16 protein-coding genes are annotated in these 15,235 nt (G+C 47.8%); 12 read left to right on the top strand and 4 right to left on the bottom strand.

All coding sequences use genetic code 11. The features are described 5' to 3' along the window. Nucleotides 1-10: 10 nt before the first annotated feature. A complete protein-coding gene (locus tag NYE38_RS17905; RefSeq protein ID WP_017418759.1) occupies nt 11-1,075 on the bottom strand; it encodes a tetratricopeptide repeat protein in 1,065 nt (354 codons plus the stop codon). Between the two features lie 195 nt (nt 1,076-1,270). Between NYE38_RS17905 and fabZ the strand changes: the two genes are divergently transcribed. Then, nucleotides 1,271-1,696, top strand: coding sequence for a 3-hydroxyacyl-ACP dehydratase FabZ (gene fabZ, locus NYE38_RS17900; RefSeq protein ID WP_003151242.1), 426 nt, complete (start codon nt 1,271-1,273; stop codon nt 1,694-1,696). 56 nt (nt 1,697-1,752) lie between these two features. After that, the gene (gene mscL / locus NYE38_RS17895; protein ID WP_014419073.1) at nt 1,753-2,148 is read left to right on the top strand and encodes a large conductance mechanosensitive channel protein MscL; all 396 of its coding nucleotides are present in this window, start codon (nt 1,753-1,755) and stop codon (nt 2,146-2,148) included. Nucleotides 2,149-2,193: 45 nt separating this feature from the next. Here mscL and NYE38_RS17890 read toward each other — a convergent pair whose 3' ends face one another. Next, nucleotides 2,194-2,604 (bottom strand): YwpF-like family protein, encoded by a 411-nt coding sequence (locus NYE38_RS17890; protein WP_007407558.1) that lies wholly within the window; start codon nt 2,602-2,604, stop codon nt 2,194-2,196. A 172-nt stretch (nt 2,605-2,776) separates the two neighbouring features. Here NYE38_RS17890 and NYE38_RS17885 point away from each other — a divergent pair, with 172 nt between their 5' ends. The 4 genes from NYE38_RS17885 (at nt 2,777) to NYE38_RS17870 (ending at nt 5,415) form a co-directional block, all read left to right on the top strand. Then, on the top strand, nt 2,777-3,130 hold the full coding sequence (locus NYE38_RS17885) for a hypothetical protein (protein ID WP_003151247.1): 354 nt from the start codon (nt 2,777-2,779) through the stop codon (nt 3,128-3,130). 97 nt (nt 3,131-3,227) lie between these two features. Then, the gene (gene ssb / locus NYE38_RS17880) at nt 3,228-3,569 is read left to right on the top strand and encodes a single-stranded DNA-binding protein (RefSeq protein WP_003151249.1); all 342 of its coding nucleotides are present in this window, start codon (nt 3,228-3,230) and stop codon (nt 3,567-3,569) included. Nucleotides 3,570-3,778: 209 nt separating this feature from the next. After that, nucleotides 3,779-4,561: a DeoR/GlpR family DNA-binding transcription regulator gene (locus tag NYE38_RS17875; RefSeq protein WP_003151250.1), complete on the top strand. Its 783-nt coding sequence runs from the start codon at nt 3,779-3,781 to the stop codon at nt 4,559-4,561. Continuing rightward, on the top strand, nt 4,558-5,415 hold the full coding sequence (locus tag NYE38_RS17870; RefSeq protein WP_025649370.1) for a Cof-type HAD-IIB family hydrolase: 858 nt from the start codon (nt 4,558-4,560) through the stop codon (nt 5,413-5,415). Before NYE38_RS17875 ends, NYE38_RS17870 begins: the two co-directional genes overlap by 4 nt. 113 nt (nt 5,416-5,528) lie before the next feature. On the opposite strand, the gene NYE38_RS17865 is transcribed toward NYE38_RS17870, so the two are convergent. Beyond that, nucleotides 5,529-8,303: a DEAD/DEAH box helicase gene (locus NYE38_RS17865; protein ID WP_129093794.1), complete on the bottom strand. Its 2,775-nt coding sequence runs from the start codon at nt 8,301-8,303 to the stop codon at nt 5,529-5,531. Beyond that, nucleotides 8,290-9,900, bottom strand: coding sequence for an SWIM zinc finger family protein (locus NYE38_RS17860; protein ID WP_015418391.1), 1,611 nt, complete (start codon nt 9,898-9,900; stop codon nt 8,290-8,292). Before NYE38_RS17860 ends, NYE38_RS17865 begins: the two co-directional genes overlap by 14 nt. A 203-nt stretch (nt 9,901-10,103) precedes the next feature. Here NYE38_RS17860 and NYE38_RS17855 point away from each other — a divergent pair, with 203 nt between their 5' ends. The 6 genes from NYE38_RS17855 to NYE38_RS17830 all read left to right on the top strand — a co-directional run bounded on the left by NYE38_RS17855 (nt 10,104) and on the right by NYE38_RS17830 (nt 15,072). After that, entirely contained in the window at nt 10,104-10,247 is a 144-nt protein-coding gene (locus tag NYE38_RS17855) for a hypothetical protein (RefSeq protein WP_003151259.1), read from the top strand. Between the two features lie 215 nt (nt 10,248-10,462). Then, nucleotides 10,463-11,209: a Wzz/FepE/Etk N-terminal domain-containing protein gene (locus NYE38_RS17850; protein ID WP_017418762.1), complete on the top strand. Its 747-nt coding sequence runs from the start codon at nt 10,463-10,465 to the stop codon at nt 11,207-11,209. Then, nucleotides 11,196-11,885: a CpsD/CapB family tyrosine-protein kinase gene (locus NYE38_RS17845; protein WP_007614272.1), complete on the top strand. Its 690-nt coding sequence runs from the start codon at nt 11,196-11,198 to the stop codon at nt 11,883-11,885. Before NYE38_RS17850 ends, NYE38_RS17845 begins: the two co-directional genes overlap by 14 nt. A 45-nt stretch (nt 11,886-11,930) precedes the next feature. After that, nucleotides 11,931-12,695, top strand: coding sequence for a CpsB/CapC family capsule biosynthesis tyrosine phosphatase (locus NYE38_RS17840; protein ID WP_025649368.1), 765 nt, complete (start codon nt 11,931-11,933; stop codon nt 12,693-12,695). Between the two features lie 199 nt (nt 12,696-12,894). Further along, a complete protein-coding gene (locus tag NYE38_RS17835; protein ID WP_071182032.1) occupies nt 12,895-14,220 on the top strand; it encodes a UDP-glucose/GDP-mannose dehydrogenase family protein in 1,326 nt (441 codons plus the stop codon). A gap of 63 nt (nt 14,221-14,283) precedes the next feature. Continuing rightward, nucleotides 14,284-15,072, top strand: coding sequence for a YwqG family protein (locus NYE38_RS17830; protein ID WP_017418765.1), 789 nt, complete (start codon nt 14,284-14,286; stop codon nt 15,070-15,072). Nucleotides 15,073-15,235 lie beyond the last annotated feature (163 nt).

The following is a 15,235-nucleotide window of genomic DNA, read 5'->3' as shown; positions in this document are numbered from 1 at the left end:
GGCGTTTTGATCAGCCGCGCATGATAAAAAATGCGGCTTTCTCAAAATCGCCCTTTTTTTTGTAGTAATCAGTAATATCCTGAAGCAGCACTTCCAAATCCACCCACGCTTCAATTTTCTGCAGCTCCAGCACAAGCTTCTGCAATCGGTCGTACGGGTCCTCCTGAGCGGTGTACAGTATGTTGAGCGCGGTCAGCTTCAATTTCATAATCTTGTTCTGCACTTTTTCAGATATGTATAAACCTTTCTGCAGCACGGTTTGTCCTTCGGCGGCAGAACCGGTTTTAAAAAGTGCTCTGACCGCTTCGTATACACAATGAAGGTAGGAAACGGGAGACTCTTTCTCGAAACGCTGATTGCCCAATACCTTTTTGTAAAAAGGGAGGGCCTCTTTATCTTTTTTCTGGGCGGTCTTTAAAAAACCAAAATTATAATAGGCGTGGCACAGCAGGTTATTGTCATTGATCCGGTCCGTTATCTTTATGGATTCATTAAAGAGCTGTTCCGCGTCTTCATAGCGTGCCTCGTCTATATAATTCACGGCGAGAAGCAGCCGGCAGCTGAGCGTTTTTTTGATGTAGCCGGCTTCATCTTGATAGATTTCCAGCGCTTTATTGACATATTGAATGGAGAGCGCAGGCGACTTCATCATGTAATATGCACCCGCTGTTTTATAATAAAATTCAGCGGCTTCGAAACGGTCCTGTATGGCCGGCAGGTACTGTTCAGCTTCTTTAAAGCGGCAGACAGCACGGTTCGGAGCGCCATTCACCATATGGAATAACCCTTTGAAAAAATAGAAATAATAAGTTAATTCATGATCCATCTCATCTTTGCGCCGCTTCAGCTCGCAGAACAGTTTATTCAGACCGTCTTTTTTCTCAAACAGCAGCTGAAACCGTGCGAAAAACAGCTGATATCTGAGTTTGAGCTTTGCATTCTTTTGTAATTTGGGGAGATGCTGATTGATTTGTTCGTGAAGGGAACGGGCTAGATCGAATTGGCGTTTTCCCATGGCGTCATACCACTCATTCAGCATCACCCGCGTACGTTTTTCAGTAAACTTAGCAATCATCTTCCAACCTCTTTGCATAGGGTAAAAATCTTTATTTATCATAACACATTAATGGACGAGGCTCATTGCCAGCTGGTTACAGTTTACAGCGCGGTTGAAAAAGAAATTGATTCATAATATACTTCCAAATGTACAGATTGGTTGCCACATATACCTTCTATACATACTATTGTCGATGAAGGAGATGTCAAGAGAATGCTTGATACTCAGCAAATTAAAGAAATTATTCCCCATCGCTATCCGTTTCTTCTGGTAGACAGAATTACGGAAGTCGAAGAAGGAAAACGGGCGGCGGGATATAAAAATGTGACGGCGAATGAAGATTTTTTCAACGGCCATTTTCCTGAATACCCTGTTATGCCGGGCGTATTAATCGTAGAGGCTTTGGCGCAGGTCGGAGCGGTTGCGATGCTGATTAAAGAAGAAAACCGGGGCAGACTCGCGTTTTTTGCGGGGATTGATAACTGCCGTTTCAAAAAGCAGGTAAAACCGGGTGACAAGCTGGAGCTTGAGGTTGATATTACCCGCGCGCGCGGTACGATCGGACGCGGCAAAGGCGTTGCCAAAGTTGACGGCGAGCTCGTGTGTGAAGCTGAATTAACTTTTGCGCTCGGAGAATAAAAACAAACAAATGGGCTTATAAAAAAGCCCATTTTGTATAGAAAGGGGTGAATCTAATGTGGTCAGAATTTAAAAGCTTTGCGATGCGGGGCAATATCATGGATCTGGCAATCGGTGTCGTCATCGGCGGCGCTTTCGGCAAAATCGTGACGTCGCTCGTTGAAGACATCATCATGCCGCTTGTCGGCCTGCTTCTTGGCGGTCTTGACTTTTCAGGGCTGGCCGTGACATTCGGCGAGGCTCATATCAAGTACGGAAGCTTCATTCAAACGATTGTGAACTTCTTCATTATTTCATTTTCTATTTTTATCGTGATCCGCACAATAGGCAAGCTGAGACGTAAAAAAGAAGCAGAAGAAGAGGCTGAAGAAGCCGAGGAAACAGATCAGCAGACAGAACTGCTGACTGAAATCAGAGATCTGCTGAAACAGCGGGCTCCTCACAATGACTAAGGCACAAAAAAAGGCTGGATGATTAACGTCCGGCCTTTTTCATGATTATAATTTTTGTTTAAACGCTTCAATCAGCCGGCTGCCCGAGTAGCCTTCTTTCACGAGCGACTCCAGAATGCTTTCTGATCCGGGGTGGTTTCTTGACACCATTTGACCGTAAATTAAAACTTGTATACTTCTTTCCAGCTCGACGATATTTTTGATGCTTCCCGTCAGCTGGGCGGGACGGTTGCTTTTTTTCGTAATCGTTACAAACACCTTCGCTTCTTTCTGGCTTTTCATCAGCATGTCAAAAAAAGAAAAGTGTTCGGCCGGGACCAGTGCTTCAATTAACCAGTGATTTTCTCCGTCCTCTTTGTTAATAATCAATCCGTCTAAAAGGGGAAACTGCTCAATCGGCTGATCGTCTTTATCTAAACGTTCCACATTCAGATCAACCAGTTTAAAGGTTTTCATCTCTTATTTTCACCCCTGTTGTCCATGTTTTTCGTTCATTTATTATAACACATATCATTTTTCCCGGGAAAATGCTGTAAGGCATGCTTCATCATTTTTGTAGGCGGTCAACATTTAATCATTTCTATTTTTTCATTATAATGTAAAAGAATATGGTCATGGAGAGATGCTTATGAATCAATTGCGCCTGAAGGAAATCTATATAGAAGACGGTTCAAGGCGAAAAGACGATCATTCCTACTTGGTATGCAAAAAGGAAGATTGTGAGGTGCATCTTAACAGAAGGGGAAATGTCGTCTTTTTATATGAAACAAAAGACCGCATGGAACAGTATAAAATTCAGCTTTCACTGACTGATAAAAAGCTGAGTTTTTACTGGTTCGCATGGGACGGCGGAAAGTTTGTCCGCATGTTTGAGAAAGACTGGCTCAAAACGAAACTTTTCTCGCGGCTGCTCAAAAATACATATTACATAAGCGGTCAAAAACAAAAGTTTTTTTTATCAGAAAGAAAAACGAAAACATAAGAGCAGCCTAAACGGATAACGGCTTTTTCCGCTTTTTGCTTTCACGAGCCCTTGTACTACAATGAAGCCAGCCTCGAAAAAGAGAGGAGGATACGGCTTGTTTAACCACGTTATGCTTGTCGGCCGGCTGACGAAAGATCCGGAGCTCCGTTTTACATCAGCGGGCATTCCCGTCGCGCATATTACGTTGGCGGTAAACCGCAATTTTAAAAGCGCGTCGGGTGAAACCGGAACCGACTTCGTCAACTGCACCATCTGGAGAAAAAACGCTGAAAACACGGCATTGTACTGCCAAAAAGGGTCAATGGTCGGTGTAAGCGGCAGAATCCAGACGAGAAGCTATGAAAAGACAGACGGCGTAAAAGTTTATGTGACCGAGGTCATGGCTGATACCGTTCGGTTTATGGATCAGAAACGGAAAGAGCCGCTGGCTGAATAGCATGCTTTTTTCCTCGATTTCCCGCCTTTCAGCGGGCCCCGCAATACCTCCTTCCCACTCGCCAGTCGAAAGACTGGTTTTTTTGTGCGGAAGCTGAAAAATGGTTAAAAAGAAGTGATTTTGCTTATAAATACTTAAAAACATTGAATATATTGGGATAAAAACTTATAATTACTTACAGATAAGTGACGAAAAAAGGGAATGAGGACGTGTATCAAGAAGAAAGACTGATTGCGATAATGGAATATTTGAAACAGCACCGGCGGATCACCGCAGAACAGATATGTTCGCTGCTTCATATTTCAAGAGATACCGCAAGAAGGGACCTTGTAAAGCTGAAAGAGCGAGGGGCCATTATCAGAACACGGGGCGGCGCGATTCTGCCGTCAGTGAATCAGGAAGTTCCAGGCTATTCGGGCCGGCTGAAAACCGTTTCTGAAGAGAAAAACAAAATCGGCAAGCTGGCCGCATCCCTGATCCATAAAGGGGACCGGATCATCCTGGACACCTCGACAACCGTGCAGGCCTGCGCGGAGCATTTAAATGTCACCGGCTGCACTGTTATTACAAATTCGATCAATCAGGCCGATATCCTTTCCGCAAAAGAGGGAATTGATATTCACCTGCTCGGCGGAAAGCTCCAGAAGGAACACCGGTTTTTATACGGGGCTTCCGTTGTAGAAAAACTGGGGGATTATCACGCTGATAAGGTGCTGATCGGCGTTGTCGGCATCTCGGAAAACGGCCTGACGATTCCGCATGAAGAAGACGGCATGGTAAAGCGTAAAATGATCCGACAGGCTGAACAGGTGATTGCGCTGAGTGATCACTCCAAGCTTGGCCGTACGAGTTTTTATCAGTATGCAGACCTGCACGAGGTTGACCTGCTGATTACCGATCGGCTGCCTGATCAGGATTTTTGCGATCTGCTCGACCGGCACGGCGTAGAATTGCTTGTAACTGAATCTGAAGAAGAGGATGAGGACATGTGAAACTGATTGCCATAGATCTGGACGGCACACTGCTGAACAGCAGTCATCAAGTAAGCGATGAAAACAAGCGGGCTTTAAGGGAAGCCCGGCAAGCGGGAATTGAAATCGTGGTTTCCACTGGACGCGCGCATTTTGATGTGCACTCCATATTCGAACCGCTCGGCATAAAAACATGGATTATCAGCGCAAACGGAGCCGCCATTCATGCTCCTGACGGCAGCCTGTACCATTGTGAAGCGATTGAAGAATCAAGAGCCCGCGGCATTTTGTCATGGCTTGAAGAGAATCAATATTATTATGAGGTGTTTACAAACAAAGCCATCTATACGCCTGAAACCGGCAGGCAGCTGCTCGATATCGAAATGGACCGGGTGAAAAGCGCCAATCCGGAAACCGATCTTTCTGTTTTGGAACAGGCGGCTTCAGTGCAATACAGCCAGTCCGGCTTTGCTTACATTCATTCATACCGTGAGCTCTTTGAGAAAGAAGAGCATCTGGATTTTTATAATATTCTCGGATTTTCGTTTGATGAGCGGAAGCTGAAAGCGGGCTGGGACCGATTCAGCGGTCAGAAAGATCTCACCCTTGTCAGCTCTGCCGATCACAACTTCGAACTGGCGTCTCGAAACGCCTCTAAAGGGCAGGCGCTCAAACGGCTGGCGCAAAAGCTCGGCATTCCGATGGCTGAAACCGCCGCGGTCGGTGACAGCTTAAATGACTATTCAATGCTTCAGGCGGCCGGAAAAGGCATAGCGATGGGGAATGCGAGAGAAGATATTAAAGAGATCGCTGATGCCGTTACATTGACAAATGATCAAAACGGCGTTGCGTATATGATCAGGAATTTACTGTGAAAGGTATGGCGATACTGTTCATGACTGGCGTGACGCATTCATGGCAAATGCGGCGTAACAGTAAGGACGACATAAAAGACCGGCTCTTCCCGAGAGAGCCGGTCTTTTTGCGTTTAATGTGATTGCGCCGATGCGCTGAGGGTGAATAATTCTTCAAGCTCATCGGATGACAGCTCGGTAATCCAATTTTCACTTTGGATAATCTGATCGTTCAGCGTTTGTTTCGTTTCGAGCATGGCATCAATTTTTTCTTCAATCGTTCCCGTCGTAATGAGTTTGTGAACGTGGACGAACCGTTCCTGGCCGATTCGGTAGGCGCGGTCGGTCGCCTGGTTTTCCACCGCCGGATTCCACCACCTGTCATAGTGAATGACATGATTGGCAGCCGTCAGATTCAGGCCGGTTCCGCCCGCTTTCAGTGACAAAATCAGCGTCGGGTATTCTTTCTTCTGGAACCGTTCGACGAGAGAATCGCGTTCCTGCTTGGACAGGCTTCCGTTTAAAAACTGAACCGGTTCTCCGAATGCTTTTTCCAGGAGGCGCTTCATCATGTTGCCCATCTGAATGTATTGGGTGAAAATGAGGCAGCTTTCCCCTTGTCCGCGGATCGCCGCCATTAAATCAAGCAGCTTTTCCAGTTTGACGGATCTCCCGTTTAACAGCTCTGTCTGTTCTTCCTTCAAATAGAGCGCAGGATGGTCGCATATTTGTTTCAAGCGGCCGAGCATGCTCAGAATCAGCGCTTTCCGCTGCATCCCGGTCAGAGAAGCCATATGTTCAAATGTATCTTTGACAAGCTGTTCATAAAGGGATGCCTGTTCGGCTGAGAGCGGGATAAACTCTTTTTGTTCCAGCTTGTCAGGAAGATTAAGCGCCACTTCTTCATCCCGTTTTGTCCGGCGCAGTAAAAACGGCCGGATTAACTGCTGAAGCTGGTTGATTCTTTTTTCGTCACGGTCTTTCTCAATCGGCAGCACATAGCGTTTATGAAAGCCGGTCAGACTGCCGAGATAGCCTTTGTTCATAAAATCAAAGATCGACCAAAGCTCTGTCAGGCGGTTTTCCATCGGTGTTCCGCTCAGCGCGATATGATGGACGCCTTTCAGCTTTCTGATCGCGCGGGACTGCTTCGTATGCGCGTTTTTAATATTTTGCGCTTCATCAAGGCAGATGGTGCTCCATGTCACGGAAGAAAGCTCTTCCTGATCGGCGTGCGACAGGCCGTAAGAAGTAAGAACGACGTCCGCGTCCTGATAGGCCGGGACAAATGCTTCCCCCTTCGGCCTGCGGGGGCCGTAATGAAGCACGGCCTTCAGCTGCGGCGAGAAGGTCTGGAGCTCACGCTGCCAGTTGCCGAGCACCGATGTCGGCGCAATGATTAAGGCAGGCGCTTTTTGCCGGCCGCTTTCCTTCACATGGAGAAAATAAGCGATCATCTGAATCGTCTTTCCAAGTCCCATGTCATCTGCGAGACAGGCGCCGAAGCCGTTTTCCCGTAAAAACAGAAGCCAGTTCATGCCGTACATCTGATAAGGGCGGAGCTGGCCCTGAAACGCGGCGCTGACTTCATGTTCCGGCAGATCCCGGGCTTCCGTCAGTTTGCGGATCAGGCTTCTGAGATGCTTTGATAATTCGATCTTGATCCCGGCAAATGCCGATGAGTCAATGATGTCCGTGTCCTCGGCTCCGTTTTCCCCGTGATCCATCAGTTCGCGCGCCAGCACGTCGGACATGTGGAGGCCCTCAGATTCCGCTTTTTCCATCAGTTTTTTCATCTGTTTAATAAATTGCGGATCAATTTTCACCCATTGGCCGCGGATGTTGACGAGTCGTCTGTTGTTTGCGACAAGCTCATTGAATTCATCCTCTGTCAGCTCAATTCCGTTAGTGGCAAATCTCCAGTTGAAATCAAGCAGAGCGTTCATGCCGACGAAGGACTCGCCCCGCGGGGAGGATGACACTTTCGCCTTGAGCATCATATTGCTGTCCCGGACAATCTGCCACCATGATGGGAGAAGAATCTCCACACCCATATCGACAAGCGTCTCACTCGCTTCCGATAAGAAGATCCAAGCCTCTTCTTCAGATATCAGCGTCGTTCCTGAATCAAACGAAAGCCAGGGAACCGTTCTGCGGAAGCGGTCCTGTTCGCGCGCGATTTTTCCGCTGTATGCCTGCCACGCTTTTTTCAGTCCCTTCAGTCCGTCAAAAAAGGTGATGGAGCCGGTTTTTTTCTCACGTAAAAACATTTCGATTTTCCAGTCGTCACCGTCGAAATCAGGCTCGTTTAATCGGAGCCCGACGGTAAACGGCGTCAGATCGTCATGCCAGCCGATTCCCTCGAGAAAATCATCTTCATCCAAAAAGGAGCCTTTAAACGTATGAACGGCCGGCGAGCGGGTTTCGATCCGCCGCCATTTTTCCAGCAGGTCATCATTGTACTGAATGTAGTCCTGGACCGCGGCTGAGAACCAGTCTGCCGTAAAGCCTTCCAGCAAAAGCTCACGGTCTTTGAAGCGCAGGACGCCATTTTGCCAAGCCTCATAGTCCGGAAGAAAATCGCCGTCGGCAATAAATTCGTATATCGTCGAAGCCGCTTCGATTAATGGTTCCGTTTCCTTTGTCAGCTGCACGGTGCTGAATGAATTGAACGAGTTTTTTCCGAGCAGCTCGACGGTCATCCACGGGCTGAGCAGAACGGCCGGAGTGCCTATGAAGCTGACGTCTTCAAGAAACGTTCCGTAAAAGGTGGACTCATGCCATTGGAACAAATGAGTCTTCATCTGACTGAGAGTAAGCGGCTGCTCCTTCTCATCATGGCTTGACAGCGTAAATGTCCAATCTTCCATTTGTTCTACATGAATGAAAATTTCCTTAAGACTCGCCATCAATCAACTTTCCTTTCTGCAATTCTTCTTGAAGGGCGCGCAGCCTCTTGTAACTTGCGCTCAGCCGGCTGATATACCGTTCCCATACCTGCTGTTTTTTTGCCTTTTTATAAAGCGTCCGCAGTTTTTTCAGATGGCGCGCAGCCTCTTTATAGGCGCTGCGGTTTTTTTGATCGATAAAAAAGGCCGCCGCCCGGTGATAGGAGGGGATGAGCGCTTCCGGATCACTGGCGGCAATTTCCTTCAGGATGTCCTTTTCGATTTCCCAGACGGAAAAACCGACGAGGCTGTGAATCTCCACCCACTCCGCGTACCGCCGTTTTTCGTACAGGTACTGGCTGTATTCGGTAAAGGTATAGGGAAGGCAGCCGGAAGCAAACCGTTCAAACAGCTGATCATCCCGTGAGTGCCGCGCATAATCCGCCAATAGCGCAAACAGCTCTCCGATGATGTCGCGCATTTCTTTAAACGGCTTATCAAGCTTCGTATAGTTGACGGCAAGCGGTTCGATCCGGCCATACCATGCTTTCAGCCGTTTCCAGTCTTTTTTCGCGGTGAGTTCACCGAGCCATTGAAAGGTATACGGCAGCGCTTCAGGAGGGAAGCGGGACATATCTTGGAAGACCGCTTCATCATCTTTTTGCAAAAAGGCCAGATGAAGCCGTCCGAACCGCACTTCCGGTGAAAAACGGCGCCCGCTTTCCTGTGCGAGAATCTCCTGTTCGCGCGCGACCCATTTCGGCCGGTTCAAAAGGGCGCTCCACATTTCACCGAATACCCGGAGGCGTTCGTATTGAAAAAGCTCTTCTTTCACAAGCAGTCTGCGCAGCACCGGGGGCGTCCGGTCTAAAAAAGGATCGAGTGAAAAAGACAAGGCGTACGTTTTCAGTCTGTCAATGGAGGAATAAATCGTATCCATCAGCTGTTCCACGTATGGATTGATGCTGTAATAATCTTTTTCGGCATCCAATCTGCCTGACTCAATCAAAGTGAACATGTGAAGCCAGACGGCAAGCGCCGAATGAATCTGATATAAGCTTTTAAGCTCGGGTTTTTTCGGGGCGTGTTTTTTGAGCGCTGACAGATAGCCGTAATAAAGGCCCTGCATCGTCTGGCTTCCGGCCGGCGTCCGCGCCTCCCACAGCGAGAATTCCGAATCAAAAAAAGCGAGCCAGCTTGACAGCGACTCTTCATTCGGCAGCACTTTTTCCTGAAACTGCCGGCGGACAAGCTCCCTGCTTTCCTCAAGCTTTTCTCTTTCCAGCCAATGTTCGGTAAAGGTACCGACCCGCTCGAATTGGGCATATACGTAAAGAAAAACGGCCAGTACGTGGCGGCAGATCGCCTCAGACGGGCATGCGCAGCCGCTTTTCACCATGAAAAATAAGTTCAGCGTGACCCTTACAGGCACAACATCCTGCACATATGCGGAAATCTCTGTCGGGGTTTGAACCTGTATACGATAGACGGAATCCTGCCGATATAAAATGAGTGCTTTCTTCATCAGCTGAACATTGTCTTCATTGTAAGGAAGAAGTTCTTTAAGCTGTTCAGCCGCTGCGAGCACATCTTCTTTAGCAATCATATCCTGAAGCATGATTATCGCTCCTAACGAGTCACAAAATAAAAAGATTCCAATTCCTCTATTATATCGCAACACATGGCCCGGAAAAAGTTTTTCCTAAAAAAGGACATAAAAACCCGAATGTGTCGAATGATGTATTAGAGATTGCAAAACAGCACCCGACAGCATATAATAATCTTGTTTTCAATTTAATGGAAGCCGAAAGGAAACGAATGATGAAGAAAACGAAGTTAGATCAAGAGGAGTTTCTGAAGATTTTAATGCATGCGCACGACATTGGTGAGCAGTCCTCTGAGATGACCACAAAAGAAATGCTTGAGAATTTGATTTCTTATATTAAAAATGGATATGCAACATAAAATCCCGCAGGCTCTTGGCCGCGGGATTTTTTAATCTTCCTGTAACACCAGTATTTAAAGCGCTTACAAAAATAAAACAGATTGAAGTGATTGTCTATTTTTGTCGAATTTTGTCATTTGAAAAGGTTAGAAATGACAGTTTAAAGCTGTATAATCGTAATTGGAAAAGATCATTGGAGGGAATGGGAATACGCGGAAAGTGATATGGAGGTTATATGGGAGAATCTACAAGCATAAAGGAAATATTCGCAATACTGAGAAAGCGTCTGCTGTTTATACTTATTATTACCGCGGCGGCATCTGCCGCAGGCGGACTCATCAGTTTCTTCGCTCTTACGCCGGTCTATGAAAACTCAACTCAAATTTTGGTCAGCCAATCCAAAAACAATCAAAAAGAAGTCCAATTCAATGACGTTCAAACCAACCTCCAATTAATCAACACGTATAATGTCATCATCAAAAGCCCGGTCATCCTCGACGAAGTGATTAAACAGCTGCATCTGTCCATGACTTCGAAAGAGCTGGAATCGAAAATCACGGTATCCAGCGAGCAGGATTCACAAGTCGTGACGATTGCCGTTCGGGATACGGATGCTAAGCGGGCGGCCGTTATGGCAAATGCGGTTGCATCCGTTTTTCAGGACAAGATCACCGCCATCATGAACGTTGATAATGTCAGCATCCTTTCAAAGGCCGAAGCGTCGGACAGCCAGTCACCGGCAGAGCCTAACCGTAAGCTGAACATCGCGATTGCGTTTGCCGCCGGACTTTTGGGCGGAATCGGTCTCGCCTTTTTGCTGGAACATCTGGATAATACGATCAAATCGGAAGAACAGCTGGAAGCGCTGCTCGGCATCCCGATCCTGGGAACGGTTACTTCAATCAGTACAAAAGACAGCGTTGCCAAAAATGTGAGGATGGCGGAAACCAAACAAGCGGGAGGCGGACATGTTGACGCGTAAAAAAGACAAACCCGGAAAACGAAGCGTGATTGCGATGTCTGAGCCGAAATCCATCAACTCAGAACAATATCGCACGATCCGCACAAACATTGAATTTTCTTCCGTTGATACGGAGGTGAAGTCCCTTTTGATCACATCCGCCGGTCCGGAAGAAGGAAAATCGACAACCGCGGCCAACCTTGCCGTCGTATTTGCACAGCAGGGGAAAAAAGTGCTTTTAATTGATGCGGATCTGCGCAAACCGACGGTTCATTTCACCTTCAAATTGGACAACGGAACCGGATTAACGTCACTGCTGTTAAAACAGATGCCGTTTCAGAAAGCCGTCCTGCCGGCTGATGAAGCAAACCTGGATATTTTAACGAGCGGGCCGATCCCGCCCAATCCGGCGGAGCTTTTATCGACGGGCGCCATGAAAGATCTTCTATCAGAAGCAGCCGCAGTTTATGATAAGGTGATTTTGGACACGCCTCCCGTTTTGGCCGTAGCCGATACGAAAATATTAGGCAGCTACACTGACGGGGCCATTATGGTGATCTCAAGCGGGAAAACGGACAAGGAAAAAGCAGCCAAGGCGAAAGAAGCGCTCGATTACTGCCCGTGCAAGCTCCTTGGGGCCGTTATGAACGGGAAGAAACAAACGAAACATTCGGACTACGCCTATTACGGACAATAATGTCACAATGGGCGCGGTCCATTCTTTTTAAGGAGGGATTGAAATATGATAGATATCCATTGTCACATCCTTCCTTCCATAGACGACGGCGCGGCGGATGATACAGAAAGCCTGAAGATGGCGAGAGAAGCGGTCAGACAGGGGATTGATACGATCATCGCGACGCCGCATCATGTGAAATACCGCTATGACACGGATCGGCATACGGTCAACGAAGCGGTCAGCCTGTTAAACAAACGTTTGAATAAGGAAGGCATTCCGCTGACTGTCCTGCCCGGCCAGGAAATCAGAATAGACGGAGATCTGCTGGCAGGTCTTCAAAGCGGCTCGCTTGTCCCGCTCCATAATACAAAGTATGTGCTGGCGGAATTTCCGGCGGATCATGTCCCGGCCTACGCTGAAAGGCTGTTTTATGAACTGCAGCTGAACGGATATGTCCCCGTCATCGCCCATCCGGAGCGGAACAGGGAAATTCGCGAAAACCCTTCCGTCCTTTACAGTCTTGTGAAGAAAGGGGCGGCCGCCCAAGTGACGGCCGGCTGCATTGCCGGAGCATTCGGGCGGAAAGCGAAATCCTTTTCGCTGCAGCTGATGGAAGCGAATTTGATCCACTTTCTCGCATCTGACGCCCATAATCTCGGACCGAGGAATTTTTATTATCAGGAGGCGCTCGGCGTTCTGAAAAAAGAAGCAGGGGCGGAGCTGATTTACATGCTCGCGGAAAATGCGGCGCTTCTCGCTGAAAACAAAGCCATTTATAAGGAACCTCCGCTGCCTGTGGCCCGCCGTAAGCGCTGGGGTCTTTTTTAATCGTCGTCTCCATCCCGTTTAAATGAAGCGTAAGCGGCTGTTTTGCAAGATGATTCGTTTATGCTTATGCTATTATCAGCGGCCGGCGCCGTTTTTTCCTATCATGGCCTCAGGCTTCCGGCATTCCGCCGGCGCCGGGATCATATGATAATAACGGTAAGCTGCCCAGCAGCAATTTCTAAACGGTTGGGGGAACACGATGAAAATAACAGTGATCGGAACAGGCTACGTCGGTCTTGTGACAGGAGTGTCTCTTTCAGAAATCGGCCATGACGTAACATGCATAGATATTGACGAACGTAAGGTTGAGCAGATGAGAAAGGGATTGTCCCCTATCTTTGAACCGGGCCTTGAAGATATGATGAAACGAAATATCGGCCGGCATCGGCTGGCATTTGAAACGAGCTACGAAAAAGGGCTTGCGGAAGCGGACGTTATTTTTATAGCGGTCGGAACGCCGCAAAAAGAAGACGGGCACGCAAACCTTACTTATATTGAAAATGTCGCCGAACGGATTGCCGAACATATTTCTAAAGATGCGATCGTCGTGACAAAAAGCACGGTTCCCGTGGGAACGAATGACAGAATCAGCGAAGTTATTCATTCACGGCTGAGAGCGGACGTGAACATTTCAATCGCTTCGAATCCGGAATTTCTCCGTGAAGGTTCGGCGATTCACGATACCTTTCACGGAGACCGCATCGTGATCGGGGCTGAAGACCGGCAGACGCGGGAAACGCTTGACCGGGTTTTCGCGCCGCTTGCGATTCCGGTATATCATACGGACATCAGAAGCGCTGAGATGATCAAATATGCGTCAAACGCATTTTTAGCGGCAAAAATCAGTTTTATTAATGAAATTTCTCATATATGTGAAAAAGTCGGTGCGGATGTGGAATCAGTCGCACACGGAATGGGATTGGATAAACGGATCGGCAATCAATTCTTAAGAGCCGGCATCGGTTACGGCGGTTCCTGTTTTCCGAAGGATACAAACGCCCTCGTGCAGATCGCGGGACATGTGGAGCATGATTTTGAATTGCTGAAGTCCGTCATTAAAGTCAACAATAACCAGCAGTCCATGCTGGTTGATAAAGTGCTGAACAGGCTGGGCGGTGTGACGGGGAAAACCATCGCGTTATTAGGACTGTCTTTTAAGCCGAATACAGATGATATGCGGGATGCCCCGTCCATTGTCATTGCGGATCGTCTGGCGGCTCTTGACGCCCGGATGACAGCGTACGATCCGATCGCTTCATTTCGGGCCTCCGAGCTGCTTCCGGCTGCGGTTTCCTATCGGGAGTCCATAGAAGAAGCCGTCAGGGGAGCGGATGCCGTCCTGATTCTGACAGATTGGGAACAAATTAAACACTTCCCGCTTGAAGCGTACAAAGAGCTGATGGAAACCCCGGTTATTTTCGACGGGAGAAACTGCCACTCGCTTGAGGAAGCGGAACAGGCGGGCGTGGAATATATCTCAATCGGAAGAAGAGCCGTCGTGCCTCAGACTGATTCTGTCACTTAAAAGGCCGGCGGTCCGCGCCGGCCTTTTATCATACAATCATTAGAGACGAAGGGGACATTAATCGTGGAAAACACATGGAAATTGCCGAAGCAAATGGAATCATCCCGCGGTCTGCTGGAAACGTCAGCACGGCCCTTTATCAAACTGCACGTCAAAAAAGCTGAAACGGGTCGGTATGACAGTAAAATGGCCGGAGACCCCTATTTTCCGAAACATGAACCATATCCTGAAGATGAAAGCGGCAGGCCGATGAAGCTTCTCGCTCAAATCAATTTTGCGGATATGCCCGGACTTCCTGATTTTCCGGACACCGGCATTCTTCAGTTTTACATATCGGTCAGTGATGACGTATACGGTTTGAATTTTGACGACGGGTGCGCGCAAACGGGTTTCTGCGTCAAATATTTTGAACATGTGACAGCAGAAGAAGCGGAGCTCATGGATGATTTTTCTTTCGTTCAGGTTGAAGAGGAGTACGATTTTCCGATTCAATCCGAAGCGCTGATCACCCCTGAGCTGTCTGCTGAATGGGTGCTCCCGTCTGATTTTCAATTCGGGCGGTATGCCGGGATGGATGCCTTTGACTATTTCGAGCAGTTTGACGATGAGGTGTATGACGAATATACGGCGAACGCATTCGGCCATAAAATCGGCGGCTATGCGTCCTTTACCCAGGAAGATCCGCGGTCTTACTCCCATCAAAACCATACGATTCTGCTTTTGCAAATTGATTCAGATGATGACATTGATTCGATGTGGGGAGATGTGGGAATCGCAAATTTCTTTATCAGACCGGAAGATTTGAAGAAAAAAGATTTCTCAAACGTTTTGTACAACTGGGACTGCAGTTAACGACAGTATGATGATCATGATACAAGGCAAAGGAGACGGTTCATCACTGTCTCCTTTTTTTAGGGAATTTATCATGGATACATAGAGGAGATCAATGAATGGATATGCCGTTTATGTGAGTCTTTTGGCGTTAATGATGAGCATCTCGGCTGCTGAAAATAAG

Origin of the sequence: Bacillus sp. EU63 (assembly GCF_038592915.1) — a bacterium.
GTDB classification, from domain to species: Bacteria; Bacillota; Bacilli; order Bacillales; family Bacillaceae; genus Bacillus; species Bacillus velezensis.
This window is presented reverse-complemented; position numbering and strand designations above follow the sequence as displayed.

Coding starts and splice junctions, on each gene's coding strand:
- NYE38_RS17905 (WP_017418759.1), bottom strand. CDS start 1,075: ATGATTGCTAAGTTTACTGAAAAACGTACGCGGGTGATGCTGAATGAG.
- NYE38_RS17845 (WP_007614272.1), top strand. CDS start 11,196: ATGTTGACGCGTAAAAAAGACAAACCCGGAAAACGAAGCGTGATTGCG.
- NYE38_RS17840 (WP_025649368.1), top strand. CDS start 11,931: ATGATAGATATCCATTGTCACATCCTTCCTTCCATAGACGACGGCGCG.
- mscL (WP_014419073.1), top strand. CDS start 1,753: ATGTGGTCAGAATTTAAAAGCTTTGCGATGCGGGGCAATATCATGGAT.
- NYE38_RS17890 (WP_007407558.1), bottom strand. CDS start 2,604: ATGAAAACCTTTAAACTGGTTGATCTGAATGTGGAACGTTTAGATAAA.
- NYE38_RS17885 (WP_003151247.1), top strand. CDS start 2,777: ATGAATCAATTGCGCCTGAAGGAAATCTATATAGAAGACGGTTCAAGG.
- NYE38_RS17850 (WP_017418762.1), top strand. CDS start 10,463: ATGGGAGAATCTACAAGCATAAAGGAAATATTCGCAATACTGAGAAAG.
- NYE38_RS17835 (WP_071182032.1), top strand. CDS start 12,895: ATGAAAATAACAGTGATCGGAACAGGCTACGTCGGTCTTGTGACAGGA.
- fabZ (WP_003151242.1), top strand. CDS start 1,271: ATGCTTGATACTCAGCAAATTAAAGAAATTATTCCCCATCGCTATCCG.
- NYE38_RS17860 (WP_015418391.1), bottom strand. CDS start 9,900: ATGCTTCAGGATATGATTGCTAAAGAAGATGTGCTCGCAGCGGCTGAA.
- NYE38_RS17855 (WP_003151259.1), top strand. CDS start 10,104: ATGAAGAAAACGAAGTTAGATCAAGAGGAGTTTCTGAAGATTTTAATG.
- NYE38_RS17865 (WP_129093794.1), bottom strand. CDS start 8,303: ATGGCGAGTCTTAAGGAAATTTTCATTCATGTAGAACAAATGGAAGAT.